General features: G+C 54.5%; 23 protein-coding genes. 14 read left to right on the top strand and 9 right to left on the bottom strand.

Annotation, left to right across the window (positions count from 1 at the left end; genetic code table 11):
* Nucleotide 1: 1 nt before the first annotated feature.
* From ABDW36_RS22030 to ABDW36_RS22040, 3 genes are read left to right on the top strand one after another with little or no spacing between them, the layout of a single operon-like run.
* A complete protein-coding gene (locus ABDW36_RS22030; protein ID WP_343704090.1) occupies nt 2-802 on the top strand; it encodes an SDR family oxidoreductase in 801 nt (266 codons plus the stop codon).
* A gap of 22 nt (nt 803-824) precedes the next feature.
* Entirely contained in the window at nt 825-1,727 is a 903-nt protein-coding gene (locus ABDW36_RS22035; protein WP_343704091.1) for a sugar phosphate isomerase/epimerase family protein, read from the top strand.
* A complete protein-coding gene (locus ABDW36_RS22040) occupies nt 1,724-2,665 on the top strand; it encodes an SMP-30/gluconolactonase/LRE family protein (protein ID WP_343704092.1) in 942 nt (313 codons plus the stop codon). The genes ABDW36_RS22035 and ABDW36_RS22040 overlap by 4 nt, the downstream gene beginning before the upstream one ends.
* 106 nt (nt 2,666-2,771) lie before the next feature.
* Here the strand turns inward: ABDW36_RS22040 and ABDW36_RS22045 are convergent, their stop codons facing one another.
* Nucleotides 2,772-3,830: an amidohydrolase family protein gene (locus tag ABDW36_RS22045; protein WP_343704093.1), complete on the bottom strand. Its 1,059-nt coding sequence runs from the start codon at nt 3,828-3,830 to the stop codon at nt 2,772-2,774.
* Nucleotides 3,831-3,967: 137 nt separating this feature from the next.
* Between ABDW36_RS22045 and ABDW36_RS22050 the strand changes: the two genes are divergently transcribed.
* The 6 genes from ABDW36_RS22050 to ABDW36_RS22075 all read left to right on the top strand — a co-directional run bounded on the left by ABDW36_RS22050 (nt 3,968) and on the right by ABDW36_RS22075 (nt 13,314).
* Complete coding sequence (locus ABDW36_RS22050) at nt 3,968-4,849, top strand: AraC family transcriptional regulator (RefSeq protein ID WP_343704094.1); 882 nt, start codon at nt 3,968-3,970, stop codon at nt 4,847-4,849.
* 133 nt (nt 4,850-4,982) lie between these two features.
* Nucleotides 4,983-6,098: a hypothetical protein gene (locus ABDW36_RS22055; RefSeq protein ID WP_343704095.1), complete on the top strand. Its 1,116-nt coding sequence runs from the start codon at nt 4,983-4,985 to the stop codon at nt 6,096-6,098.
* A gap of 8 nt (nt 6,099-6,106) precedes the next feature.
* Nucleotides 6,107-6,664 (top strand): RNA polymerase sigma-70 factor, encoded by a 558-nt coding sequence (locus tag ABDW36_RS22060; protein ID WP_343704096.1) that lies wholly within the window; start codon nt 6,107-6,109, stop codon nt 6,662-6,664.
* A 168-nt stretch (nt 6,665-6,832) separates the two neighbouring features.
* Nucleotides 6,833-7,900: a FecR domain-containing protein gene (locus tag ABDW36_RS22065; RefSeq protein ID WP_343704097.1), complete on the top strand. Its 1,068-nt coding sequence runs from the start codon at nt 6,833-6,835 to the stop codon at nt 7,898-7,900.
* A gap of 242 nt (nt 7,901-8,142) precedes the next feature.
* Nucleotides 8,143-11,559 carry a TonB-dependent receptor gene (locus ABDW36_RS22070; protein ID WP_343704098.1) on the top strand — a complete coding sequence of 1,139 codons (3,417 nt, stop codon included), beginning with the start codon at nt 8,143-8,145 and terminating at the stop codon, nt 11,557-11,559.
* A gap of 9 nt (nt 11,560-11,568) precedes the next feature.
* A complete protein-coding gene (locus ABDW36_RS22075; protein ID WP_343704099.1) occupies nt 11,569-13,314 on the top strand; it encodes a RagB/SusD family nutrient uptake outer membrane protein in 1,746 nt (581 codons plus the stop codon).
* Between the two features lie 46 nt (nt 13,315-13,360).
* Here the strand turns inward: ABDW36_RS22075 and ABDW36_RS22080 are convergent, their stop codons facing one another.
* Nucleotides 13,361-14,488: a DUF692 family multinuclear iron-containing protein gene (locus tag ABDW36_RS22080; protein ID WP_343704100.1), complete on the bottom strand. Its 1,128-nt coding sequence runs from the start codon at nt 14,486-14,488 to the stop codon at nt 13,361-13,363.
* A gap of 24 nt (nt 14,489-14,512) precedes the next feature.
* Nucleotides 14,513-14,683, bottom strand: a complete 171-nt coding sequence (locus tag ABDW36_RS22085; protein WP_343704101.1) for a hypothetical protein — start codon at nt 14,681-14,683, stop codon at nt 14,513-14,515.
* Between the two features lie 165 nt (nt 14,684-14,848).
* Here ABDW36_RS22085 and ABDW36_RS22090 point away from each other — a divergent pair, with 165 nt between their 5' ends.
* Entirely contained in the window at nt 14,849-15,253 is a 405-nt protein-coding gene (locus ABDW36_RS22090) for a hypothetical protein (RefSeq protein WP_343704102.1), read from the top strand.
* 64 nt (nt 15,254-15,317) lie between these two features.
* Here ABDW36_RS22090 and ABDW36_RS22095 read toward each other — a convergent pair whose 3' ends face one another.
* Together ABDW36_RS22095 and ABDW36_RS22100 are read right to left on the bottom strand one after the other, a co-directional pair.
* Complete coding sequence (locus ABDW36_RS22095) at nt 15,318-15,674, bottom strand: HepT-like ribonuclease domain-containing protein (protein ID WP_343704103.1); 357 nt, start codon at nt 15,672-15,674, stop codon at nt 15,318-15,320.
* Entirely contained in the window at nt 15,661-15,975 is a 315-nt protein-coding gene (locus ABDW36_RS22100; protein WP_343704104.1) for a nucleotidyltransferase family protein, read from the bottom strand. Before ABDW36_RS22100 ends, ABDW36_RS22095 begins: the two co-directional genes overlap by 14 nt.
* Before the next feature lie 93 nt (nt 15,976-16,068).
* Here ABDW36_RS22100 and ABDW36_RS22105 point away from each other — a divergent pair, with 93 nt between their 5' ends.
* Nucleotides 16,069-17,172, top strand: a complete 1,104-nt coding sequence (locus ABDW36_RS22105) for an AI-2E family transporter (protein WP_343704105.1) — start codon at nt 16,069-16,071, stop codon at nt 17,170-17,172.
* Between the two features lie 139 nt (nt 17,173-17,311).
* The gene (locus ABDW36_RS22110; protein ID WP_343704106.1) at nt 17,312-17,992 is read left to right on the top strand and encodes a hypothetical protein; all 681 of its coding nucleotides are present in this window, start codon (nt 17,312-17,314) and stop codon (nt 17,990-17,992) included.
* A 6-nt stretch (nt 17,993-17,998) separates the two neighbouring features.
* On the opposite strand, the gene ABDW36_RS22115 is transcribed toward ABDW36_RS22110, so the two are convergent.
* The 4 genes from ABDW36_RS22115 to ABDW36_RS22130 all read right to left on the bottom strand — a co-directional run bounded on the left by ABDW36_RS22115 (nt 17,999) and on the right by ABDW36_RS22130 (nt 22,484).
* The gene (locus tag ABDW36_RS22115; RefSeq protein WP_343704107.1) at nt 17,999-18,838 is read right to left on the bottom strand and encodes an alpha/beta hydrolase; all 840 of its coding nucleotides are present in this window, start codon (nt 18,836-18,838) and stop codon (nt 17,999-18,001) included.
* 77 nt (nt 18,839-18,915) lie between these two features.
* Nucleotides 18,916-20,088, bottom strand: a complete 1,173-nt coding sequence (locus tag ABDW36_RS22120) for a RidA family protein (protein ID WP_343704108.1) — start codon at nt 20,086-20,088, stop codon at nt 18,916-18,918.
* 132 nt (nt 20,089-20,220) lie between these two features.
* A complete protein-coding gene (locus ABDW36_RS22125; RefSeq protein WP_343704109.1) occupies nt 20,221-21,933 on the bottom strand; it encodes a GMC family oxidoreductase in 1,713 nt (570 codons plus the stop codon).
* Between the two features lie 26 nt (nt 21,934-21,959).
* Nucleotides 21,960-22,484, bottom strand: a complete 525-nt coding sequence (locus ABDW36_RS22130) for a gluconate 2-dehydrogenase subunit 3 family protein (RefSeq protein WP_343704110.1) — start codon at nt 22,482-22,484, stop codon at nt 21,960-21,962.
* A 73-nt stretch (nt 22,485-22,557) separates the two neighbouring features.
* Between ABDW36_RS22130 and ABDW36_RS22135 the strand changes: the two genes are divergently transcribed.
* The gene (locus ABDW36_RS22135; protein ID WP_343704111.1) at nt 22,558-24,045 is read left to right on the top strand and encodes a thioredoxin family protein; all 1,488 of its coding nucleotides are present in this window, start codon (nt 22,558-22,560) and stop codon (nt 24,043-24,045) included.
* Between the two features lie 51 nt (nt 24,046-24,096).
* Entirely contained in the window at nt 24,097-24,699 is a 603-nt protein-coding gene (locus tag ABDW36_RS22140; RefSeq protein ID WP_343704112.1) for an RNA polymerase sigma-70 factor, read from the top strand.
* The last annotated feature ends 756 nt before the right edge of the window (nt 24,700-25,455 follow it).

Here is a 25,455-nt window from a genome sequence, read left to right on the forward strand (position 1 = left end):
TATGCGGCTGAAAGATAAAGTGATCATCGTTACCGGCAGTTGCACCGGCATTGGCAAAGCCATTGCCATCCGCTGCGCGGCAGAAGGGGCGCGGGTGGTCATACACGGGCTGGATGCAGACAAGGGAGCGGATATTGTGCAGATGCTGGGAGAAGACAAAGCAGTATTGCACATTGAAGACATCACCGCCAACGGCGCCCCGCAGCGCCTCGTCAACCTGGCCGTTGAACGCTTCGGCTCCTTGCATGGCGTGGTAAACAATGCCGCCATGATAGCATCTTCCAACCTCCGGTCTACCACCTTGCCCTTTTTTCGTGATATACTGGAAGTGAACCTGCTGGCTCCCTTTGCGCTTATACAGGCCGCCCTCCCGCACCTCAGCGCGGCGCGCGGCTGCGTGCTCAACATCGGCTCTGTGAATGCCTGGAGCGGTGAGCCCAACCTGTTTGCCTACAGCGTGTCCAAAGGCGCGCTCATGACGCTCAGCCGCAACCTGGGCGATACGCTGCACCGGGAGCAGGGCGTGCGCGTGAACCAGATCAACCCGGGCTGGGTGCTCACGGAAAAAGAAGTAGACATCAAACGCTCGCAGGGCCTGGCGGATGACTGGCACCGGCAGGTGCCCACGGTATATGCGCCCGCCGGCCGCCTGCTGCAGCCGGAAGAAATAGCGGCCGCCGCCGTGTACTGGCTGGCGGACGAAAGCGGCCCCATCAGCGGGCAGGTGGTAGACCTGGAGCAGCATCCCTTCATTGGGCGCAACCCGCCTAAAGATGATACGGTATTGCCTGCACGAAAATAGATCAACAACATAACTCAATATTATGCCTCAACTGGCCGTATTTCCCAAAGCCTTTATGCATGCCCTTTGTAAAGACGGCAGCATGCGCCTCTCCGAATGGATTGAACTGGCCGCCCCGCTGGATGTAGACGGGCTGGAATGGTACGCCGGTTTCCTCGAAATGGAGAACATCGCCAACTGGCCCCGCTTCCGCCGGCAGGTGGAAGACAAGGGGAAGGTGATCCCCATGATGTGCTGCTCGCCTGACTTTACGCATCCGGACCGTCATTTTCGCGAAGAGCAGATCAGCCGGCAAAAACGCTGGATAGACATGACGCATGCATTGGGCGGTACGTATTGCCGCGTGCTGTCAGGCCAGCGCCGCCCGGAGCTGACAATGGAAGAAGGGCTGAAGCTGGCGGCGGATTGTATAGAAGCCTGCATCCCTTACGCCGCAGAACGGGGCATCACGCTCATCATCGAAAATCATTACAAAGACGATTTCTGGGAGTACCCGGAGTTTGCGCAGCAGATGAACGTGTTCTGCAAACTGGTGGATATGATACATCATCCCAACTTCGGCGTGAACTATGACCCCAGCAATACCTATCTTGCGGGAGAAGACCCGCTGGAGCTGCTGCAACGCGTGGTGCACCGCGTGGTGACCATGCACGCCAGTGACCGGTACCTGAAAGAAGGCACGCTGGAAGATCTCCGCCGCGAAGAAGGCGGGGCTGCAGGGTATGCCAAACGCCTCAGCCATGGTGAAATAGGGAAGGGGCTGAATGACTATGACGCCATTTTCACCACCTTGAAAAATGCAGGCTTCAACGGCTGGATCAGTATTGAGGACGGGGTAGACGGTATGGCGCAGCTGGAGCGCAGCGTTGCCTTTCTACGCCGCAAGCTGGCGCAGTACTGGCCCGTTGCAACAACACAACTATGACAGCATCCGTATTATCCAACACAGCATGTATTTTGGGCGAAGGCCCCGTATGGCTGCCTGCCACGCGCAAGCTGATGTGGGTAGATATTGAGGGCAAAACCCTCTATGAATATGACTGGGGCCACCGTACTACTGCCTGCTGGCAGATGGGCCACCGCGTAACGCTCATTTTGCCTCTGCACCAAAGCAGCAACCTGCTGCTGGGCATGCAGGGCGGCCTGGCCGCGTTCAACCCTGCCAGCGGCTGCCTGCAATGGCTGGCAGACCTGGAAAAAGATCTTCCATTGCACCGCTGCAACGACGGCGCCTGTGACCCGCAGGGCCGCCTGTGGGTAGGCACCCTGCACATGCAGTTCAACGAAGGCGCCGGCTCCCTGTATATGATGGACGGGCAGCTGCAACTGCACCGCCGCTTGCCGGGCCAGACCATTCCCAACGGCCTGGTATGGTCACTGGACAATAGCAGGATGTATTACATAGACTCCACCCGGCGTTGCGTACAGTCTTTCCTCTTTGATGCGGAAAGCGGAAACATCACCTTTGAAAAAACAGCGTTTAAAATACCGCCGCTGATGGGCAGCCCCGATGGTATGACAATTGATGCCGAAGGCATGTTGTGGGTGGCGCATTACGGCGGCTTCGGCGTTTACCGCTGGAACCCTCTCACCGGCGCCCTGCTGGAAAAGATAGGCCTGCCTGCGCCCAATGTTACCGCTTGCGTGTTTGGCGGGGATAACATGGATACGCTTTTTATTACCACTGCCCGGCAGGAGATGAGTGAAGAAGCGTTGCGCCTTTACCCGCAGAGCGGCAGCCTGTTCCAGGTACGCACTGGCGTGAAAGGCCTGCCAACAGCGGCTTACCATCTGCAGGCCGCAGCGGCCGGCGAGCCGGTGTATGTAGAGAAATGCGCGGTGCTGAACGGGGCCATGCCCTGAGACGTACTGTACTGATACGGTGTTGTAGCGTTGCTTGCTGCTTTAACCCCGGTTATACCTTGTTGCCGGCGCTTGCCTCAAGAGCTGCTCTATGTAGCGCCACTTGTTAGCGCAATCCCCTGCACCACTGTTCCGCGTTATCCCGGTATATTTTATCCACTACCGTTTTGGGCAATTGCAGCCCGGTAAACACGCCTTCGAAAGACGGAGAGCGCAGCGTATCCCTGCCGGTGAAGAAAGCCCAGTCACGCAGCCAGGCTTCATGAATGAACTGCGGGGCGGGGCCATCGTCTTCCGCCGTGCGGTCAGTGCCGTATATCAGCCTGTCCTGGTAACGGATAAAAAAATCACGCACCTTTTGCCGGTCTTTCATGGCCTGGAACTGCAGGTCGCCTATCCTGGCCGCCATATCTACCGCCATGTTCGGAAATTTGTCAAGGCAGGCCGCCAGCGTATCCGTGTTCCATTCCAGGCTGCCCAGGTGCGCGCCAATGAAGCGCAGCTGCGGGTGTTTTTGCAGCATGCGGTTACGGGCGGCTATCTGTTCATGGTAAGAAGGATAGGAGGGATGGGCGTACATGTGGAATTCCGGGTGGCGGCTGTAGTATTTCCGGTTGCTGTTCATCTGCATCTTTTCCAGCGGCAGCCAGCAGTCTTTCGGTTCTCCAAAGTGCCCTATCACCGGTATGCCTTTGCTGGTCAGGAAGCTCAGCACCGTATCAAACCGCGGGTGGTCTATCATCACAAAATTCCCTGCTTCGTCTTGCAGTTCCATGCCGATGGTTTTGTAGAACTTGATGGCCATGGCCCCGGCGCTGATCATGGAATCCAGGTGGGCAATGGTTTTTTGCGGCCAGTTCGGGTGGTCCCAGCCCGCAATGGAAAGCGTGGCGGCAAAGGCCACCTGTTGCGGGAAGCGCCGGTGGTGGGCAATGCCCAGCCGCTCCTGCAGCGCCATGCCGGGCGGCTCTTCTACAGCAATGGTGAGCAGGCGGAAATTGTCTTGCCGGGCCTGGTGAATGAAGGCGGTGTCTGCCGTGTAGATGTGAACATGGGCATCTGTTTTGGGAAGGCCGGCAAAATCTTCCGCGGTGTAGTATTGGCTGTGGTTGCCGCAGGCGCAAAGCAGCCAAAGGAGGCATATGTTAAAAAGGCCCTTCTCCATACGCCTTAATGTATGATTTATATGCGAGCGGTTTATGCCGTTTATTGTCAGTCTGCTATACTATATTATCATACTGTTGGTTATTTGTAAATCATGCTTTTTTACCCTATATTTAGAGAAACAGTTTTCCTCCGGCCATGAAACCGCATTTTCATAAAGTTCCACGTCCGCTGCAAACCTCATTCAGCATACGTCATGACATTGAGCCCAGCTTCGACACCACCTGGCACTACCATCCCGAGCTGGAGCTGCACTGTGTGCTCAAAGGCGAAGGCATCCGTTTTATCGGGGATAAGATCAGCAACTTTTCAGCAGGGGAAATGATACTGCTGGGAGAGAACATGCCCCATACCTGGTACTCTAAAGAGGAAGATACCGGCAAAGGTTCCCATAAAGACACGGAAGCCCTGGTGCTGCAGTTTTTACCCAACTGCATGGGAGATGATTTCCTGGCGCTGCCGGAAGCCCGCCTGCTGCTCAAGCTGTATGAAAAGGCAAAGAGAGGCATGGTGATCTACGGCAATACCAAACAACAGCTGCTGCCCCTGCTGTTCCGGCTGCTGGATATGGAAGGCCTGGAGAAAATGGTAACGCTGCTGGCTATTCTGCGCCTGCTCTCTGAAACGGAAGAATACTCCTTTATCAGCAATACCTACACCTTTCAGCCGCCCGGCCGGCAGGAAACAGAGCGCCTGAGCGCGGTATACAATTATACGCTCTCCAATTTCAGGAAGGTGATCACCCTGGAAGAAATAGCCGCCATCAGCAACCTGACCGTTACCTCCTTTTGCCGGTATTTTAAACTGATGACCCGGAAAACCTATTATGATTTCCTGACGGAAGTGAGGGTAGGCCATGTATGCCGGCTGCTGATAGAAGACAAGCTCTCCATTCCCCATATCTCCAACGAGTGCGGTTTCCTCAACATTTCCAATTTTTACCGGCAGTTCAAGAAGGTAACGGGCTTTACGCCGGTGATGTACAAGCGGAACTACCTGCAGGTGAAAACTTTTGCGTAACGGAATTTGGATGTTGCAAGAATGTTTTTTATACTTGTGTACGGGTACGTACACATTTTTACCGCGTTTTTCAGTCAACCAGATCAGCAATCTCCTGCACACACGCTGAGGGTAGGCAAGTAATTAAAGACATATGAAAAAATTGATAGCTGCTCTGGCGTTGCTGCCTGCGTGCCTGCTACAGTTGCCTGCACTGGCGCAGCAGAAAGCTTCCGTTAATACACCGGAAGAAATAGCGCGGTTAGACGCTTATGAGGCCCAACTGGAAAAATACCTGACGCATTTCCTCGTAGATGAATATGACAGCCGGGCGAAAACCCTCTGGCACCGTGACTATAGCAGTGCAGACGCACTGGAGCGCAGCGTGGCGCCCAACAGGAGGGCCTGGGAAGTAGTGCTCAGCCCCCCCGTGCTCCGTAAAACCGGCCCGCTGCAGAAACGCCCCCACCAGATAGATGATGTGAAAGCCGAATGGCTGAGCCTGCCGCTGGGCATTGTAACGGCAGATGCCGTGCTGGCCATCCCCGCATCGGCCAGCGCCAAAAAGCCCGTACCCCTTATTATAGTGCAGCACGGCATCGGCAGCTCGCCGGAAACGCCCTTCTACGGCGGTAACTATAACGCCTACGCCAAAGCCTTGCTCAAAGCGGGCTACGCGGTGCTGTGCCCGCTCAACATGCGCAGCATAGAGCGGCGCAACAACGTAGAGCACCTCTGCCGCCTGGCCGGCACCAGCCTGCCCGGCATTGAGCTGGTAAGGGTGCAGCATTTGCTGGACGTGGTGCTGGCAGACCCGCGCATAGACGCCGCAAAAGTGGGCATGTGGGGCGTGTCCCTGGGCGGGATGGCCACCATGTTCTGGATGCCGCTGGAGCGGCGTATCAAAGCCGGCATCGTATCCGCCTGGTATAATGACCGCATCAATAAAATGGTGGTGAAAGACAAACGCTACAGCAGCTTTCAGCGGGGGAATGAAAACTACGTGTTCGTAAGGGGCTGGCTGCAGCAGTTTGCTGACCACGACCTGGTATCGCTGATCTGCCCGCGCCCGGTCATGGTGCAGCACGGCAAAAAAGACGGCATTGCATACTGGCCGCAGGTAGAGGAAGATTTCAAAAAAGCGCGCACCCATTATGAGCGCCTCAACATGGCAGACCGTATGGAGCTGACCATGCATGAGGGCGGCCACGAAGCCGTGGTGGAGCCGGGTATACGCTTTCTCGACAAATGGTTGAAAGGAAAACAATAAAAGACGTCATGGATACCACTTTATTGCAGGAACAGGTTGCCCTTGGCAGGGACGAGAACGCCTACAAGCGCCTGTTCCTGCATTTCTATAAAGGGTTGATCCGCTTTGCGGATACCTACGTGCGGCAGCATGAGGTAGCGGAAGAAATAGTGTCTGACGTGATGCTGAAGGTATGGACCATGCAGGAAGCCCTGCTGGATGTACGCAACCTCCGCGTGTACCTGTTCAGCGCCGTGCGCAACGGCGCCATCAATTACCTGCTCAAAAACCGCAATTACACCACCTGGGACATTGACCAGGTAGCCCCTGATACGTTTGTTTCCTCCCATACGCCCGAAGAAGAAACCATTCACCGCGAGCTGAAGCGCAACTTTGCCGAAGCCGTCAGCCAGCTGCCGCCCAAATGCCGCATGGTGTTCAAGCTGGTGCGGGAAGACAGCTTTTCCTACAAGGAAGTGGCCGCCATCCTGGATATTTCTGAAAATACGGTAGACAGGCACCTAAATATTGCCATGCACCGGCTGGCGGATGTACTGCAAAACTACCGGCAACGCAGCGGGCGCTGACAGGCGTAAACGCAGCCGCGGATGTTGAAAAGCAAACGGGCAGCACAACAGCCGCTGACTGTCTGGCCTGCAACAACGCCCCGGAACCTCACTGAAAATTTTTTTTAAAACAATTGGGGACTTTCCCTCCGCATCTTGTCTTACCTGTAACCGCCCCTTATATTTTTTATGAAGGAAGAACGTTTTTATGCCCTGATGAGGCGGCTGATGGCCGGCAAAACCAGCGAAGAAGAGCAGGCTGAGCTGCAGCAACTCATGCAGGAAGATGAACAGCTGGCCTTGTTGTACCGGGAGTTTGTTCCCGGTATTGAAGCGGGAGCGCAAGATGAAGACTCTGAGGCGCTGCTGGCCTATTCGGCACATTACGCCCGCATGCAGATTGCCGGGCTGTTTGATGCTGCGCCGGTTGCGGAAGCGCCGGAGCCCGCCCGCCCGCGGCGCAGAAGCATGTACCTGCTGCCTGCGGCCGCCTGCGTACTGGTGCTGCTGCTGGCCGGCGGCTGGTGGTTCGGCATCCGGGAAAAAACGGCGGCAGGCCACGAGATCAAAACGCAGAAAGGCGCGCGCACCCACCTGGTACTGGCAGATGGTACGGAAGTATGGCTCAACGCCAACAGCTCCATTCTCCAGAGCAAAGGTTTCGGCCGGGCCAACCGGGAGCTGGCCCTTACAGGGGAAGCTTATTTCAAGGTGGCGCCTGATGCAGACAAACCTTTCATCATACAGGCGGGAGGGCTGAAGGTAAAAGTGCTGGGCACCACCTTCAACATCCGTTCCTATCCTGATGAACCGAATATTGAAACCACGCTGGAAAGCGGCTCTGTAGAAATTACGCTGGACGATCAGCCGGGGAACAAGATACAGCTCAAACCCGGGCAGAAGCTCAGCGTAGACAATACCGCCGGCAAGGCATTTGTGCCGGGCATGCCGGAAGACAGCCTGGCGGCGCCCATGCTGCTGCTGAGCAAAACCCGCGTAGACACCTCCGGCAACGCTACGGTAGACGCGGCCTGGACGGAAGGGAAACTGATATTTGACGGAGATGACTTTCTGCGCGTGGCCTCCAAAATCGAGAAATGGTACAACGTAACGGTAGTGCTGGAAAATAAAAACTTGTACAGCTCCAGCTTTACCGGCGTATTTGATAACAAATCGCTTACCACGGTGCTGAACACCCTGCAGGAGACGGGTAAACTGGCATACCGGCTGGAAAACGATACTGTGTACGTCCGCTAAAGAAAAACGAACAACAACTTAAACAAACAATGGTCAACTGAAATCACAGAAAAAAGGAAGGAGAATGCGCTAACACTCTCCATTCCAGAAGGTAATGTTTCATGTAACGGCTTTTTCCGGGTTCTAAGGGGAAAGAAGCCATTATTTATTATCACCCAATAACCAAAAGTATGAAAAAAATGAGAATAGGCCCGGGCTTTCAGCCCGGCTGGCCTGTTGTACCACTTGTCAAGTTTTTACTCATGATGAAATTGGCAGCCATTATTGTGTGTGTATGCACTGTTCAGGCTTTTGCGCTCACGGGCTACTCGCAGGAGCGGGTGTCTCTCAACCTCCGGCAGGCGCCCCTGAAAAAGGTGCTGAAGGCTATTGAGCGGCAAACGTCTATCCACTTTGTGTATAATGATGAGATACTGGCAAATAAAGCCCCGGCAGACGTGCAGGTAACGGATAAAACCTGGGCGGAAGCGGTGGTGCACCTGCTGCGCAATACCGGCCTCACCTACAAGCAGGTAGATGAGAACCTGGTGGTGATCACGCAGGCGGCTGGCCAAACGCAGGTATACCAGACCACCGTGCGCGGCAAGGTGGTGATGAAAGACAACCAGCCCCTGCCCGGCGTTACCATCATAGAGAAAGGCACCATCAACGCCACTACCACGCTGGAAGACGGCACCTTCACCATCAAGGTGAAAAATGACTCCGCCATCCTGGTATTCAAATACATTGGCTTCGTAACCAGGGAGCTGCCCGTAGCGGCCCAGATGAACATCACCATGATGGAAGACAACACCGCGCTGGACGAAGTGGTGGTAGTAGGGTATGGAGAGCAGAAAAAGATCAACCTCACCGGTGCGGTAGACGTGGTGCGTGGCGAAATGCTGGAGAACAGGCCCTCCGCCAATATGGGTGAGCTGCTGCAGGGCGCTTCCCCCAACCTCAACATCGGCGTTACCAATACCGGCGGCGAGCCGGGCGCCAGCCGTACCTGGAACATCCGCGGCCTGGGCTCTATTGCCGGCAGCAGCGCTCCGCTGATACTGGTAGACGGGGTGGAGATGAATATCAACAACCTGAACCCTGAATCCGTAGAAAGCGTAACCGTACTGAAAGACGCGGCCGCCTCCGCCATCTATGGCGCCCGCGCCCCCTTTGGCGTGGTGCTCATCACTACTAAAAAAGGCTCTGCCGCGAAAGGCGTGCAGATACAATACAATTACAACCTGGGCCTCGCATCGCCCATTAACCTTCCCAAGTGGAGGAACTCGCTGGAGTACGTTACCGCCCGTAACCAGGCGCTGATCAATGCGGGCCAGCCGCCCAAGTTCCCCGCGGAGCAGATAGACCGCATCAAACGGTATATGGACGGCTCCTACCTGCCGGAGTATGACACGGCCAACCCGCCGCCCACGCTCTGGCGCGGCCGCCACGACGGTAATGCCAACTACGAATGGTTTGACATGTATTTCAAGGATGTGGTACCCAATCATAAACATGGCCTCAGCCTGAGCGGGGGAACGGAAAAATCGCAGTACTACATTTCCCTCGGCTACTTTAGCCAGGGCAGCTCTTACAACTGGGCAGACGAGAATTACAAAAGGTACAACCTGGTGTCTAACCTCTCCACGCAGGCCACCAAATGGATGACGGTCAACCTGAGCACCAAGTTCGCCACGTCCATGCAGCATCACCCCATTGGCTCCAGCGGGCTGGAAAAGAAACAGATCATTTCCGAGATGATCAAGTTCTATCCCACCACGCCCATGTACAACGTGAACGGCACCATCAACAACCCCTACGTGCAACAGCTGATGAACGCCGGCCTGGAACGCATGCGGGATAACGACCTGTGGGCTACCATCAGCGCAGACCTGGAGCCGGTGAAAGACTGGAAGTCTACCGTTTCCTACAGCTATAACTACTACGGCGGCAAATACACCAAACATGACAAGCAGGTGTGGCTGGAAGCGCCTAACGGCACCCTCTGGAACATCGGTTCCCCGGAGAACGGGTTTACGCAGGATTGGGACGAGAACTATTATTCCTTCCTGTCTGCTACCTCCGCCTACCAGAAGCAGCTTGCAGGCCACTTCCTCCGTTTGATGGCGGGGTATGAGCAGGAATACAAACAATACAACAGCCTCTCCGGTAACAAACGGGCGCTGATCACGGAACTGGTGCCTTCCATTTCCACGGCTACCGGCCCCGTACAGTTGTATGATGGTATGAGCCACTGGAGCACGCGCGCTTTCTTCAGCCGCTTCAATTATAACTACAAGGAAAAATACCTGCTGGAAGCAAACGCCCGTTATGGCGGCTCCTCCCGCTTTGCGCCTGATTCCCGCTGGGGCCTGTTCCCGTCTTTCTCTGCCGGGTACAACGTTTCCAGGGAAAACTTCTGGACGGGCTGGCTGGCAAAAGCAGTGAACAACCTGAAAATAAGAGGCTCTTATGGTACGCTGGGCAACCAGAATGTAGACAACTACCTGTACATGTCCATCATGCATACGGCCAGCAACCTGGAGTGGATACTGAACGATACCCGCCCCAACTTCGCCGTTATGCCCAACATCAAGAGCCCGAATATTACCTGGGAGCGCATCAGCACGCTTGACTTCGGCGTAGATGCAGCTTTCCTTAACTCTCGCCTCGGCCTCACTTTTGACTGGTACGACCGGCGCACCAGCCGCATGTTCGGCCCTGCCATCACCCTGCCGGCAGCCCTGGGTACCGCCGTACCGCTGGAAAACAATGCCTCCCTTTCCACCAAAGGCTGGGAGCTGTCTCTCACCTGGAAAGACCACATTGCTAACGACATTTTTTATAACCTCCGCTTTACCCTGGCAGATTACCGTTCCATCATCCTTGAGTACAATAACGGCGCCGGCCTGATAGACAACTATTACAAAGGCAAAGTGTACGGAGAAATATGGGGTTATACTTCAGACGGCCTTATTCAGCAGGAAGGAGAGAAGATGCCTGATCAGTCCAAGTTCTTCAACAAATGGGGCCCTGGAGACATGAAATACAGCGACCTCGACGGCAACAACATCATCAACGATGGTAACCGAACGCTGGCCAATCATGGAGACCTGCGGGTGATAGGCAACAACCAGCCCCGGTTCAACTTTGGCCTCAGCGCCGGCCTTTCCTGGAAGAACCTTGACTTTTCCATGTTCTGGCAGGGCATTGGCCGCAGAGACCTGTATGTGAGCAGCGCATATGGCAACGCCCTGTTCTGGGGGCTGGTGAACAACGGGGAGGCGTTCTTTTACGGGCATGAAGACTACTGGCGCCCCGCCAATGAAACCAATATACTGGGGCCCAATACAGACGCCTATTTCCCCAAGCCGTATGAAAATAACGAGACTTACAAGAACCTGCAGGCGCAAACCCGCTATTTGCTCAACGGCGCCTACCTGCGCCTGAAAAATGCGCAGATAGGTTATACGCTGCCTAAATGGCTGACCACCAAAGTAGCCATCAGCAACCTGAAAGTATACGTGTCTGGCGAGAACCTGCTCACGTTCCAGAAAATGCCTAAACGGATAGATCCGGAAACTGCCTTCACCTCCATGGGCAGCAGCTCTGTGGAAGGCCTGGGTAAGATCTACCCCCTGTCAAGAGTGATTTCTTTCGGATTGAACATCACATTTTAATTGAGTGCCATGAATCAGATTAAGTATATCATATTCGCCCTTGCGGTTATAATAAGTTTCGGTTCCTGTAAAGACGATTTTCTGCAGAAAGACCCGCTAGACCAGGTGTCTGAAGAAGTGTACTTCCGTACCACATCAGACCTGATGTTGTATGTGAACCAGTTCTACGACCCCGCCAACCGCTTGCTTGATTTTGGCAGCAGCGGCGGCCTGAACTATAACAGAACGGTGTTTGCGCTTGACCTGGCAACAGACAATTTCATTAACGCCTCCATCAGCCCGCTGCTCAACGGCACGCGCGTGGTGCCCGCTTCCGGCGGCGGTTGGGACTACAGCCTGGTGCGCAAGGTGAACTACTTTTTCGAGAACTACGAGCGCTGTAAAGATGCCTTTGACAGCTATAAACAATACGTGGGCGAAGCGTACTTCTTCCGCGCGCTGATCTACTTCAGGCTGCTGCGCACCTTCGGTGACGTGCAATGGTTCAGCAAGGTGCTGAATACCAACTCGCCGGAACTGTTGAACCCCAGAACGCCGCGCAATGTGATTGCAGACAGCATACTGGCAGACCTTGACAAGGCCGCGTTGTATATGTCCGCAGAAAAAGTGAGCACCGGTCTGCGCCCCAACAAATGGGTGGCGCTGGCATTGCAGTCAAGAGTAGCGTTGTATGAAGGCAGTTGGGAAAAATACCATGCCGGCAGCCCCTTTGCCGTAAACGGCGCCAATCCTGAAAAGTACTTCACCAAAGCTGCGGAAGCTGCCGGGGCCATTATGGCCTCCGGCAAGTTCCAGCTGTACTCCACTGGTAAGGCTGACAAAGACTATTATGATCTCTTCGTATTGCCGGATTACGCTACCAACCCGGAAATACTGCTCTGGAAGAAGTTTGACAAAGGCCTGGGCATTGTGAATTACCGCAGCGTGTCCAGCGACTTCCCCGATGGCACCGGCATCACCAAAGGCCTGGCAGATGCCTACCTCTGCAAGGATGGCAGACCCATAGCCGCCAGCCCCATGTTTGGAGGCCATGGCAGCCTTGCCGCCGAAATGAAAGACCGCGACCCCCGCTACGCACAAACCATTTTCTCTCCCGGCATGCCCTGGGAAATAAAAGGTACGGATACCATCAACTGGAACCAGGCCGTGTATTCCAAATTGTTCATCAGCTCGGAATATTCCACGCCCACCGGTTACGTGATCAGGAAGGGCTACAGCGCAGCGTTCGTGAACCACGATCTTAGCGGCGGTACGGAGCCCGTGATATTTTTCCGTTATGGCGAAGTGCTGCTGAACTATGCCGAGGCTAAAGCAGAGCTGGGCCAGCTTACACAGGCGGAGGTAGACAAGTCTATCAAGCTGCTGCGAGACCGAGTTGGCATGCCCAACCTGGATGTTGCCGCCATTACGCCAGACCCTAACTGGGATTTTCCCACCCTGTCCCCACTCATCAACGAAGTGCGCCGCGAGCGCCGCGTAGAGCTGTCTCTGGTGGGCTTCCGCTGGGACGATATTGCCCGCTGGGCCGCTGCGGATGAATATATTGCCGGCAAACGCCCCAAGGGTATTTTTTACGGGGAACAATTCTCCAAAAACCCTTATCCGGATGATGCAAACGGCTTTATGGACCCCTACCAGTCCCCGCTGCCCAACGGCTACGGCTTCCGGCTGGACAGGGATTACCTGAGCCCCCTGCCGCAAACGGAGCTTACGCTGAACCCGGCGCTGACACAGAACCCGGGCTGGGTGCAATAAATGTACTGTTACGGATATACGAAGCGCCCGCACCGCGGGCGCTTTTTTAATTTTTTTTCATCCACTTCTGCGCAATGCGTATGGCGGTTTCCAGCATATGGGGAGACCATTGTTCTACCTGCCAGTGGCTTTGCGCAAGGGAAGATGCCTGCAGGGCATGAGTGGCGGCTTCAAATGACGGGGCGTTTTCGAGGATGGAAGAAAGCTCTGTTTGCTGCTGGTGCAGCGCCAGGTCTTCCAACGGCGCGCCTTGCGGCGGGGTGGCGGGCGGGGAGAAGGGATGAAGGATCTCGTCTCCCTTTGTAACATTCCATTGTCCGGCAATAGCTGCCATCCGCCGGAAATCGGCACGGAATGCGGTTTTGCTGTCTTCCGTTTCCAGTCCTGCCCCGAGTTGTTCCATCACCAGGTAGCGCAGGTGAGGGCATTGGGGGATGATGTTTTCCAGGTAGCGGAATACTTCTTCCGGAACCGAATCGTCGTGGGTATCGCGGCGGATGGACCGGGATCGGTCTTCCGAGGGTTCCCATCTGCCGCCGGAAATATGGATCTCCCTGACGCGATGCAGGGGATAGAGCGCGGCCAGCGTTTCGAAAGGGAGGTCGAAGTTGGCTACCTGGCAATAGAGGTTGTGGAGGTCGAGGATGATGAAACCGTTGACGGGCTCCATCAGCTGGTCCAGGAAATCTCCGTGCCGGCGCACCTCTTCCACAGACCATGAAAACGCAAGATTCTCGAGCCCTACCGGCCGCCCGCAGGCATCCGCGATGCGCAGGAGGCGGTCCTGCCCGATACGCAATGCCGCATCAGTATAAGGAATATTGAGCGGCGCGCCATGATGGAAGTCTTGCCCGGTCATGAACCCGAAATGTTCGGTGATATGATCGAACCGGTATTTCCGGCAGACGGCGGAAAGCTCCCGCAGCCAGGTTTCCTGTTCCGGGTGCCATTTCCCGGAAAACAGCGAAAAGAAAATACCATGGCCTATCAGGCGGTTACCCTCACTGAAGGCGTTGATCAATCCATGGAACCAATCCGGCAACGCATCCAGCCTGTACAATGCATCAAAAGACCATTCGATGGCATCGGCTTCACCAGATTCGAAGAGCGGGAGGCAGGCTCCCAGCAAATGGGGGTCCAGGTTACAGGCTACGGTGGAAAGCAGTCGGGGCAAGGCAGGAATGTTTTTCGTTCAGCATCAGCCCATTCCACAGGCCGGACAAGGGTCCATGTGGCGTTTCTTTTCTTCTTCTTTTTTCTTGGCTTCCTTTTGCTGGGGCGTCAGATCTCTGTCTTTGGAGCAGGAAGGCAGCGTTTGAATGGCAATGCCGGCCATAATGGCGCCGATCAGGATTTTGGAAAGTTTCATAGATCGTGTTTTAAGAATAATGATGCTGTTTCCTCACAATGCAATGGCTTCAGTTGATGTTAAACGGCCGGGTACTGCGGAAAGTTACAGCACTATCTTTTTTTTTATTTCAGGATAGCATGTATTTTGGCTACCTATTTATTCACGAAACCATGTAACATTGTTATGAAGAGATTATTATTGTCAGCCCTCATCCTGCTCTTTTTCAGCGCCTCCCTTTTCCTGACCCAGATGAGCTGCAGAAAGGAAAGCAAGGCAGAAACACCTGTTGACTATCCGCAGCGTTTTGTATTCACAAAAGACACCCGCGGCCAGTCATCCGAAATATGGATATCCAAAATTGACGGCACGGACCAGCAAAAACTGAACATCACGTTGCCGGCGGGTGAGTTCATTGCCCCGCAGGCCAGGATTACCGCCAACAAACAGGGCGTTGTTTTTGTAGCTATGGACGCTGAGGAGAAAGAGACCGGCATTTATTACTGCAAGCTGGATGGCACGGGATTGAAAAAAGTAGCCGAAGCGCCGACCGGCACTAATACCGGGCTTACTTTGCAGGATACTTTTTAAGCTTGATTGATATTTTATGAAGGCTGTATTCTTGGGGGTGCAGCCTTTTTTATGATTCCTGGCTTTAATCTTCAGGTGCGTTGTCCAATTCAGTCAGAATGGTATCCAGAAATTCTTTGAGATTTGAAAGCTTACTTTCAATAATATTCCAGACAATATCATAATCTACACCGAAATAGTCGTGTATAAGCCTGTCCCGTGTTCCAGCCATTTTCTTCCATTCAACATAGGGGAACCGGCTTTTAAATTCGTCATCAATTTTTTTGGAGGCTTCGCCTATAATTTCCAGGCTTCTGATAATTGCGCGGCTTAAAACAGGATCGTCAACAACATCGTGTTTACTTTTACCATGCGTGGAGTCAAGAATAAAAGTGGTTTCATCGTAGATATGTCGCAGCAGTTCAAGATTAGAGGCTAACATGCTCCACTTCTTTTAGAATATGAGGGCCAATGTGTTTGCTGAGAGATTCTGGTGTTACGAGTTCTACTTTCCTGCCCAGGAGGTCTTCCAGGTAAAAAGCAAGTTCTATGAAGTTGTCATAGTTTTTCTTCCCTCTCTCAAATTCAACAAGGAGGTCTACATCGCTTTCGTGCTTGATGGAGCTGTCTCTTTTGAACGACCCAAATAGTCCCAGTTCCTTTACACCAAAAGATTTTATCTCATCACTATGAGATAGCAACCGATGCAGCAATGATGACTTATTTGGTACCGAAGTGTTCATTGATCAAAGATAGGATTTTTATTAGATGTCCCCTATTGTAGTTATATTTATATACCCGCAAACCGGACAATCCGTTAAATAACGCTATACTATATGCGATACGCTGAATCCCCCTCTTCACGCAGTATCCTGGAAACTATCCTTGTGTTGCTGCTATTGCTGGCCCTGCTGTTGGCGCTGTATGACGTGATGAAGGTCTTTTTTGGTGTGTTTACCTTCGCTATTATTTTCTACGTATCCATGGCGCAGCCGTATGAGCGGCTGGTGCGCCTCCTGAACAACCGGCGGAAGCTGGCCGCGGTCATCTACTCCGTGGTACTGGTGCTGGTGGTGGCGTTGCCATTTGTATACGCTATTGCCGCCCTGGGCAGGCATGTAAAAGATGCGCTGCACCTGGTGGAAGAAGTGAAGCAGCACGGCTTGCCGGACCTGCCGCCGAATATAACGGGCATGCCTTATATAGGCGAGACCATCACCGCTTTCTGGCAGCAGCTCCAGGACAACCCGCGGGAAACCATTGTCGGTTACGAGCAGCAGATAAAAATGGTGCTGCACCACCTGCTGACGGGCGGCGCCGGCATCATCGGGGCGGCGTTGCAGGTGATACTGGGCGTTATCATATCCTCCATGCTCCTGGCTACAGGAGATAAAATACTGCAACCGCTGCAATCCACGCTCCGGCATCTGCTGGGCAGAAAAGACGGGATGAGCCTCATGTATGCCACGGCGCATGCCATCAGGGGCGTATCCATAGGGGTGATGGGCACGGCTTTTATTGCCACGGTAATTTCCTGGATAGGTTTTGCCATTGCGGGCCTTCATTTCAAGGTGCTGCTGGCGGCCATTGTGTTCTTTGTGGTACTGATACAGGTGGGCCCGCTGATTGTATGGGCGCCGCTGGTGATATGGGCCGCTACGCAAGGCCATACAGGTACCGCCATCTTCCTGGGCATTTACGGCGCGGCGGTGCTGGTGGCAGATGCTGTATTGAAACCCGTCCTGATCGCAAGGAGCGGGGGCAAGCTGCCCTTCCTGGTGCTCTTTGTGGGGGTAGTGGGGGGAATGGCGGCCTGGGGTTTTACCGGCATGTTCAAAGGGGCTATCATACTGGCGGTATTTTATACCGTGTTCAACTCCTGGCTGGAACGGAAACAGAGCATGGCCACCCGGCCTTTCACCGGCACAACAAACGCCTAGTTATTGCTGCAGAAAGATACATGGTAAGTTGAAACAAGATCGTTCCGGGCTTTCCGGGGAATTATTATATTTTTAATTCACGGAAACATTAACCTAACAGCTACTTATGAAATTTCACCATGCTCTAACATGTATCGCATTGTTTGCGCTCATTTGCCTGTCCTGCAAAAAAGACAAAACATCCGGACCGCCGCTTCATTTCAGCAGCAACGAAGTAAACCTGCTCTCCGGAGAAGACACCGCCGTTACCATTGAAGGCATTGCCCCGCCTTACACCGCCACGGCCGGCAACGCGCAGATCGTGCAGGTAAAGGTGGAGAATGACCAGCTCCTGCTCACCTCAGACCTGGCGGGCAAAACGGATATCACCGTGAAAGACGGCGCCGGCAACGCGGCCATCGTCAAGGTGAACGTTACTACGATGGACGGAGACTGGGGAAGAGTAAAAGCCGCAGACGAGTCTAACGGCAAGGTAACAGTAGAAGCGGGAGACGCGGCTTTTGCCGCCAGCCTGCAGCAAGAGCTGCTGGAGGTGTCTGCCACCAGCGTTATTGGCTACCAGTTCCGGGCGTCTGAAAAAGCGTTCAGGGAAGTGTACGGAGACCGCAAGTTCAAAGAGGGCACCTTTACCTACAACAAGCTGGCGCTTACGCTCACCCTTGACGGGAAAGACGAAGTATGCCGCATCATACCCGCCAATTTCCGCTTTGTGGCGCTGGAGCGCGATCTCACGGCCAGGTACCAGGCCCTGCACCCTGACAAGAACATTCAGAAAGTGGTGGTGACCATCTACCTGCGGTTCAAGCCCATGTACGGTTAATGCCGGTTATTTCCCGTTCAGGAAGGTGTTGATCATGCTCACAACAAACGCCGGCATGGTACTGTCAGCTTTCGCGGATAATATCTCTCCTATATAATCCCCGTGCCCGCAGGGCAGTATAGCCAGCTGCGCATGCGGCAGCGTGCGGGAGAGGGCCACTGAATGCTCCGGCGGTGTTACGTCTTTATCTCCGCTGATAATGAGCGCAGGCGCCTGTACGGTTTTAATGGCGGCATCGGGGATGTCTTTGAAATCTATCATCCTGGCCGCATCCCGGTTAAACATGGCTTGCAGGCCTTTAGGGTCGGGGTTGATGGCGAGGTATGCCTCATGATAGGGTTGGGGCATGTCTTTCAGCGTAGCCTGTTTCATGCCTTCAAAGAAGCCGGGCGGCAGCGCGTCACGCCGGTAGGCAATGGAAGCCAGCACCAGCTTGTTCACCACCTGCGGGTGGCGGATGCCTATTTGCAGGGCGGTAGTAGCGCCGTTGCTGAAACCCATGATGTTGGCCTTTTCAATTTTCAGATGGCGGAGCAGGGCCGCCACATCGTCTGCATCCTGCTCAAAGCTCAGCGGCCGGTCAATGTCTGCCGTATGGCCATGCGCCTGCAGCTCAATGGCAATCACCTGATGTGTTTTAGCCAGTTCGGGCAATATGCGGCCATAGGTGGTGGTAATGGTAGAGCCGCCGCCATGCAGCAGCACCAGCGGGTAACCGTTGCCGTGGATCTCGTAATATAACTGAAGACCGTTGATGGCCGCGTACTGGCCTTTAGGCTGTTGTGCTTTCATGGAAAAATGAGTGGTGATGAGTAGTAATAAAGTTATAAGAAACCTGCGTTGCATAGGCTGCTTGTTTTGTACCCTGCAAATTACGAATGATCAACCGTTTGCCGGGGCGGTGAACACGACAAATACAGGGCTTATTGCGCCACTGCGCCAATCATGTCTATGGTAATACCGCGCCCCGGCAGGGCCAGTTGCGAAACAGCGGCCTTGGATGCGGCGGGCGGGCGCTGCGGGTTGTAATAGCTGCGCCTGATCTCGTTCAGGCTGGTGCTGGCGCCGTTGTCAGACACATAATACAATGCTTTCACCAGGTGCTCCATGTTGCCGCCCGCGGCCTGCATGATGTTTTTCAGTGACACGAAGAGGCTGTTCACTTCCGCTGCCGCGCTGCTGGTATCCGTGCCGTACAGGGAGGAGCAGTATATTTTTTTGCCGCGGTTCAGCCGGGCTACCTTGGCATAAACGGGAGAGGCCGTCATGCCCGGCGGGGTAATGAACTCCAGTTGCGCTGCGCCATGGGCAGGGGAGGCGGCAATCAGCTCAATTTCCACCAGCGGGTCTTTGCTCACCCATTCCACGTACACCACCGGCGGTATGGCCGCGCCCGCAAAGAACGCTTTGAACGCGCTGTCTGCCGTGCGGATGTCTGCCATGGGGTTGATAAACGCTCTTACCTGTACAATGTTTTCTTTTGCCAGCTTCAGATGGCGGAGGGTAGTGTCCAGCTGCCGAAGAGTGCCCATGGTGGCCTCTCCCAGCGGGCCTTTATCTGCCTGCCCGGAAATATACACGGTCCCGCCGGCGGGCAGTACCGCTACGCCGGCGCCTGCGGTGGGGAAGCGGGTCTGTTGGGAATAATGATACGTGACGGCGGCGCCCTGGCGGCGGGCGGCCACGGCTACGGCGTCTATGCCCAGCAGGGCGCCTGCTGCCGGGAGGTTGCCGGTTACATAACTCACGGCGGGCTGTTTGCTCCCGAAACGTTTACGCAGCATGCCTTGCACTTCCTGCAGCAGGCCGGGGTGATGCAGGCAAACGTTCAGCTTCACCACGTCTCCCATGCCGGCCTGCACTTCCTTCAGCGAAAGCGCCAGGTTTTTCAATACCTGTTCTGTTTGCAACCTGATGTTGCCTGCTCCCGCCAGCTGGCCTTTTTCATTGAGCGGCAGCAGCTGCGCGGTATGGGCCAGCGGCACTTCGTCTACCACCACGGCAGCGGTAGCGCCATTGGAATGGAAATGCCGCATCTGCGCGCCGGCGGCCAGGGTGAAGGCTGTAAAGCTGAGGATGAACAGGGTTCGTTTCATGATGTTGTTACATTTACGGGTACGTGCCCGTAAGGTAATGATTATTGTGCAGAATTTCCTGCAGGACAGCCCTGTAAAAACAAACACGCGCCCGGTGTTCCGGACGCGTGCCTGTAGTATGCAATACGCTGTTTAAATATTCCCTTTCTTCATTTCCGCTACGGCATAATCTACCGCTCTTGCCGCCAGCGCCATATAGGTAAGGGACGGGTTTTGCGTGGCCGTGCTGGTCATGCAGGCGCCGTCTGTTACAAATACGTTGCTGCAGGCGTGCAGCTGGTTCCATTTATTGAGCATGGAGGTTTTAGGATCATGGCCCATGCGTACGCCGCCCATTTCATGAATGTCAAGGCCGGGCGCCTGTTTGCTGTCTGTTACCTTGATGTCTGTGAAGCCGGCTTTGGTGTACATCTCCGTCATCTGCTCATGGAAGTCTTTCACCATCTTTTCATCATTGTCGTCATACGCAATGTTCACCTTCAGCAGCGGCATGCCCCAGGTGTCTTTTTTGCTGCCGTCCAGCGATACGGTGTTGCTTTCTTTGGGAATGGTTTCGCCCATCATGTGAGAGCCTACATGCCAGCCGTTCAGTTCTCCTTTTTTCAGCAGCTGGTCTTTCAGGCCCTGGCCAACGCCGCTGGTATCCCGCCGTGTGCCGCGCCCGGCAGAGAAGCCGGCGGCATAACCGCGGAGGAAGTCTGTTTCCTGTTTGTACACATTGCGGAAGCGGGGCAGGTACGCGCTGCTGGGGCGGCGCCCTTCTGTATATACATCCTTGAAATCGTTGCAGGCGGCTGAAATGCGCGCGCGGTAGTTGTGGAAGGCCACGTACTTGCCCAGCACGCCGCTGTCGTTCCCGAGGCCGTCGGGGAAGCGGTGAGACTTTGAATTCAGCAGCAGCAGGTTGGTATTGAGCGCGGCGGCGTTCACAAAGATCACCTTGGCGTAATATTCTGTAACGGCTTTGGTGTTGGCGTCTATTACGCGCACGCCGCTGGCCTTGTTCAGCTTTTCATCATAGATGATCTCCTGCACCACACTGTCAGGCCGCAGCGTCATGTTGCCCGTTTTAGCGGCCCAGGGCAGGGTAGAGGCATTGCTGCTGAAATAGCCGCCGAAGGGGCAGCCGCGCTGGCAGAGCACGCGGTTCTGGCATTGCGCCCTGTTCTGCTGCAGGTGTATTTCCTGCGGCTCCGTCAGGTGGGCGCAGCGGCCGAATATCACGTGGCGGTCTTTATAGTTCTTGCTGACAAAATCCTTGAAGTAATTCTCCACATCGTTGAGCGGCAGCGCGGGGAGAAACTCGCCGTCTGGCAGGTTGGGCAGGCCGTCTTTATTACCGGCAATACCGGCAAATTTTTCTACATGGCTGTACCAGGGGGCAATGTCTTTGTAGCGGATGGGCCAGTCTACCGCAAACCCGTCGCGCGCGGGGCCTTCAAAATCAAAATCGCTCCACCGCTGCGTTTGCCGCGCCCATAGCAGAGATTTGCCGCCTACCTGGTAGCCGCGTATCCAGTCGAACGGTTTATCCTGTTCATACGGATGCTCCTTGTCTTTCACAAAAAAGTGCATGGCGTCTTCCTTGAAGGCGTAGCAACGGCTTACCACCGGGTTTTCTTCCGTTACCTCCAGCGGCACCTGGCCGCGGTGGGGAAACTCCCAGGGCATCATATTAGTGGTAGGGTAGTCCTTGAGATGCTGCACATTCCTGCCGCGCTCCAGCACCAGTGTTTTAAGGCCCTTTTCGCACAGCTCTTTGGCGGCCCAGCCGCCGCTGATGCCGGAGCCTATTACAATGGCATCATAGGTGCGTTCTTTCGCAGAATCGTTGATATTGAACATAAACTGAGTGGTCTGTTGTGAGTGGTCTAAACTTTTACGCTGCTGATGAATTTACCGGGTACCAGCTTGTACACGTCTACCTTGGTGAGGTAGTATTCGGAACTGGTGTACGCCTGTATGGTGAGGCGTTTGAAGGTGTTGAAGAAATAAGCGTTGTCTTCGCCGTTCTTCTTGTCCCCGGCTTTGCCGAGAATGGCCTCTTTTTCAGCGGCGGTACATTTCTCAAAGGGTTTGCCTTGCTGCTGTTGTACCTGGCCGGCAAAGCCGCGCAGGCCGCTGAGGAATTTCTCGCGGTCTTTCTTTTTGTAACAATCGTTCACCATGCGCAGGGCAAACAGGTGGGCCCCCACCTCTTTGGCGCCGGGCGTGTCTGTAGTGGGAATAATGGCGGAGGCCATGTCTTCCAGCAAAGCCTGTTCATCTGCGGTAACGGGCAGGTTACTGAAGGTTTGAGCGGACGTTTTTTTGTCGTTCACACAGGCGGGCAATATGGCTGCGCCTGCGGAAATAATGAAAAGCTGCCTGATGGCGGTGCGTCTGTTTATTGGCATGGACGTGGATTTCTGAAGTCACAATATAGCGGAATGGGCGGAAAATAGCAACTGTTTTGTATATTGATGGATGATGCAAAGGATTTTCTTACTCATGCTGGCGGTGTACTCCCTGCCGGCGTTTGCGCAACAAGGAGACATCAGGGTGAGCGTGCCGGGCAAGGCGGGAGAGCAGATCATCATAGTGCCGCCGCAGCAGGGCACCTATTTCAGCGGCGGGGCCCAACACCTGATGCTGGACGGCAGGGGGGAGCTGGTGCTGCCCAACCGGGAGAAAGTACCGGGCATCTACCATTTTGTATTTGACGGCATCGGATTATATAAACTGTACGTGAAGCCGGGCGGCAGCTATTCGCTGACGGTCAGCACGGCAGACAGGAAAGCTCCCTTCTCCGTAACCGGCCCCGATGCGGAAGCGCAACAGCAGTTCAACCAGTCTATGCGGGAGTTTTACCAGGAAACAGGCATGCGCTGGTATAAGGAAGATTCCGTATTCGCCCATAACAAACAAAGAACGCTGGCCCGGCGTGACAGCGTGCTGCAACTGTTCCGCAACCTGCACGCCGCAGGAAAAATGGACAAAGGCTTTTTTGCGGCCGCGCAGAAGGTCAACAACGCCTATCATGCCTCCATCCTGGGCGCTACGCTGATCATGCCCATTTTTAAGGTGGTATATAAGAAAGACCAGCCGGGATATAGTGAGGCCGTGCTGCAGGAAATGGATGCCAGCTGGAAGGAGCTGCCCGCTATTTCAGACGTGCATGACCGCAGCCAGGCCGTTTCCATGGAGTTTTACGATTATGTGAACAACCTCTGGGCCACCATGTACCTGAGAGGCCTGCTGCCCCGGCTGAAAGACTCGGTTGTACCCAAAAACACCCGCGAGGAGGCAGAGCTGTACCATAAGGAGATTATTGCCGCGCATTTCAAAGGCCCCATGCGGGAATATGTGCTGGCATCCTGGCTGGGAGACCAGATAACGGGCGCAAAGTTCTACAAGTTCATACCGGCAGAATATGCCGCATTCAGCAAAGCCTATCCCAAAAGCATGTTCAACGCCATACTGGCGCCGGGAGCAAAAGAAGCGGAAGCATACCAGCAAAAGGTAGCCGCCGGTTTTTCCAAAGAGCACCGGTTTGTGGAGAACCCTGATAAGCTGGCCAGTGTGCAGGAGCTGGCCGCCGCGTATAAGGAAAAGACGCTGTATGTAGACCTGTGGGCCACCTGGTGCTCGCCCTGCAAAGCCGCTTTTGCGTACAACAAACCCCTGCATGCGCTGCTGGAAAAGAACGGCGCGGAGGCGTTGTATATTTCCATAGACCGTGACGGGGACGAGCAAAAATGGAAGGAAATGATCATGTATTATGACCTGAAAGGTTATCACATCCGCGCTACGGGCGCATTGAATAAAGACATCACCAGGGTGTTCGGGAAAGCCGGCAGCCTGAGCATTCCGCGTTATGCCATTTTCCGGAACGGCGAAGTGGTATTGGGTGCAAAACCGCCTGACCAGCTCCGGGAGCTGGAAGCGCAGCTGCAAGGTGTCACCGCTGCAAAATAGCGGTCATTAGAAAGTTTTTCTGTAGCTTTAACTATCACTAATTCCACGCTCTTGGCTGCATGTACTCCATATGATATTGGTGACGGCGAACTGCTGGCCCGCCTGGTGAAGGGAGAGGAGCAGGCTTTTTCCGCGCTGTATGACCGGTACCATGCCGCTGTAGCCCAGTTTATACAACTGCTTGTAAAATCTCCCGCGCTGGCGGAAGACCTGGCCCAGGAAACCTTCATCCGCATCTGGGAGGTACGTGCGCAGCTGGCGCATGTGCAAACCTTCAAAAGTTACCTGTTCACCGCCGCCCGCAACCATGCGCTGGACTGCCTGCGGCGGGCTTCTTCAGAGCTGGCCGTAAAGAGCGAGATCATCCGCCGCTTCAGGGAATTGCGCAACAACACGGAAGAAGAAGTGCTCACCCGCGCTTACCTGCAGCACCTGCGCCGCCTGCTGGACACGCTGCCGCCGCAAACCCGGAAAGTGTTCAGCCTCTGCCGGGAACAGCAGCACAGCTATGAAGAAGTGGCGGAGCAGCTGGGCATTTCCCGCAACGCCGTTAAAAAACATATGGTAAGAGCCATGAAAACCCTCAAAGGCGGAGCGGAAAAAGACCTGGGCATTTCCTTCGGGCTGCTGCTTACGTTGATTTCAAGAATGTAAAGTATTTCCCGCAGTCCTGAAAACAGGCCCCGGTCAGTCCCGGAAACGGGACGCAGCCTGTCCCGGAATCAGGCCCGTGGCAGTCCCGCATCCGGGACGCACAAAAAAGCGCCTCCCAAAAACATACCCTTAAAACCACGCACTCTCTCCCCCTGAAAAACAGAAATCGGGACTGAAAAAGCACTCGAAAACCGGTGAAATGCCCCCTTTTTTGCGGAAAATCCGCTTTCCACCCCCTGACCCTTGCGTTCACCATGGAATGAAATGCCCCTTTTCAGGCGCATACAGGCTGTAAATGCTCTTTAGTGACAACCAACCCCGCCACCACCTGGATCGTGCCTGTATTGCCCGGCAAAGAGCAAGTATATCGCAAATGGGTATCAGGAGAAGACACTTCCGGAGCGTATCAGGCCTCCCGGCTGCCTGTAACGAGCCTTCAGTTAAGACAAAGTGTTGCGCTCAGGTATTCCAAGTACGTTCCAAGTACGTTTGCAGTACCTTCCAAGTACGTATGAAGTACCCCCCTATATAAGGGTACTTGATACGTACTTCATACGTACTTGGAACCTACCGGGTACCTGCTCGGTACTAACTGCCGCTACCTTACAAGGCTACTGCTACCAGTCTGCGGTCTTGTCCTGATATAGGTTTACACCTTGGTTTAGAAAATACTGATATTGGTTTACAATGCTCAAAACTAATCCTGATTCCGGCTTACAGGGTGAATTTTTGGTCCTGGTTACGGTTTACAGGCGG

The sequence above is a fragment of the Chitinophaga sp. genome (assembly GCF_039596455.1).
Classification (GTDB): Bacteria; Bacteroidota; Bacteroidia; order Chitinophagales; family Chitinophagaceae; genus Chitinophaga.

What these genes read in the sequence shown, in the direction of transcription:
- ABDW36_RS22075 (WP_343704099.1), top strand. Translation starts at nt 11,569, where the DNA reads ATGAATCAGATTAAGTATATCATATTCGCCCTTGCGGTTATAATAAGT.
- ABDW36_RS22100 (WP_343704104.1), bottom strand. Translation starts at nt 15,975, where the DNA reads ATGAACACTTCGGTACCAAATAAGTCATCATTGCTGCATCGGTTGCTA.
- ABDW36_RS22040 (WP_343704092.1), top strand. Translation starts at nt 1,724, where the DNA reads ATGACAGCATCCGTATTATCCAACACAGCATGTATTTTGGGCGAAGGC.
- ABDW36_RS22125 (WP_343704109.1), bottom strand. Translation starts at nt 21,933, where the DNA reads ATGTTCAATATCAACGATTCTGCGAAAGAACGCACCTATGATGCCATT.
- ABDW36_RS22135 (WP_343704111.1), top strand. Translation starts at nt 22,558, where the DNA reads ATGCAAAGGATTTTCTTACTCATGCTGGCGGTGTACTCCCTGCCGGCG.
- ABDW36_RS22085 (WP_343704101.1), bottom strand. Translation starts at nt 14,683, where the DNA reads ATGAAACTTTCCAAAATCCTGATCGGCGCCATTATGGCCGGCATTGCC.
- ABDW36_RS22070 (WP_343704098.1), top strand. Translation starts at nt 8,143, where the DNA reads ATGATGAAATTGGCAGCCATTATTGTGTGTGTATGCACTGTTCAGGCT.
- ABDW36_RS22035 (WP_343704091.1), top strand. Translation starts at nt 825, where the DNA reads ATGCCTCAACTGGCCGTATTTCCCAAAGCCTTTATGCATGCCCTTTGT.
- ABDW36_RS22060 (WP_343704096.1), top strand. Translation starts at nt 6,107, where the DNA reads ATGGATACCACTTTATTGCAGGAACAGGTTGCCCTTGGCAGGGACGAG.
- ABDW36_RS22120 (WP_343704108.1), bottom strand. Translation starts at nt 20,088, where the DNA reads ATGAAACGAACCCTGTTCATCCTCAGCTTTACAGCCTTCACCCTGGCC.
- ABDW36_RS22095 (WP_343704103.1), bottom strand. Translation starts at nt 15,674, where the DNA reads ATGTTAGCCTCTAATCTTGAACTGCTGCGACATATCTACGATGAAACC.
- ABDW36_RS22055 (WP_343704095.1), top strand. Translation starts at nt 4,983, where the DNA reads ATGAAAAAATTGATAGCTGCTCTGGCGTTGCTGCCTGCGTGCCTGCTA.
- ABDW36_RS22130 (WP_343704110.1), bottom strand. Translation starts at nt 22,484, where the DNA reads ATGCCAATAAACAGACGCACCGCCATCAGGCAGCTTTTCATTATTTCC.
- ABDW36_RS22090 (WP_343704102.1), top strand. Translation starts at nt 14,849, where the DNA reads ATGAAGAGATTATTATTGTCAGCCCTCATCCTGCTCTTTTTCAGCGCC.
- ABDW36_RS22065 (WP_343704097.1), top strand. Translation starts at nt 6,833, where the DNA reads ATGAAGGAAGAACGTTTTTATGCCCTGATGAGGCGGCTGATGGCCGGC.
- ABDW36_RS22115 (WP_343704107.1), bottom strand. Translation starts at nt 18,838, where the DNA reads ATGCAACGCAGGTTTCTTATAACTTTATTACTACTCATCACCACTCAT.
- ABDW36_RS22050 (WP_343704094.1), top strand. Translation starts at nt 3,968, where the DNA reads ATGAAACCGCATTTTCATAAAGTTCCACGTCCGCTGCAAACCTCATTC.
- ABDW36_RS22045 (WP_343704093.1), bottom strand. Translation starts at nt 3,830, where the DNA reads ATGGAGAAGGGCCTTTTTAACATATGCCTCCTTTGGCTGCTTTGCGCC.
- ABDW36_RS22030 (WP_343704090.1), top strand. Translation starts at nt 2, where the DNA reads ATGCGGCTGAAAGATAAAGTGATCATCGTTACCGGCAGTTGCACCGGC.
- ABDW36_RS22105 (WP_343704105.1), top strand. Translation starts at nt 16,069, where the DNA reads ATGCGATACGCTGAATCCCCCTCTTCACGCAGTATCCTGGAAACTATC.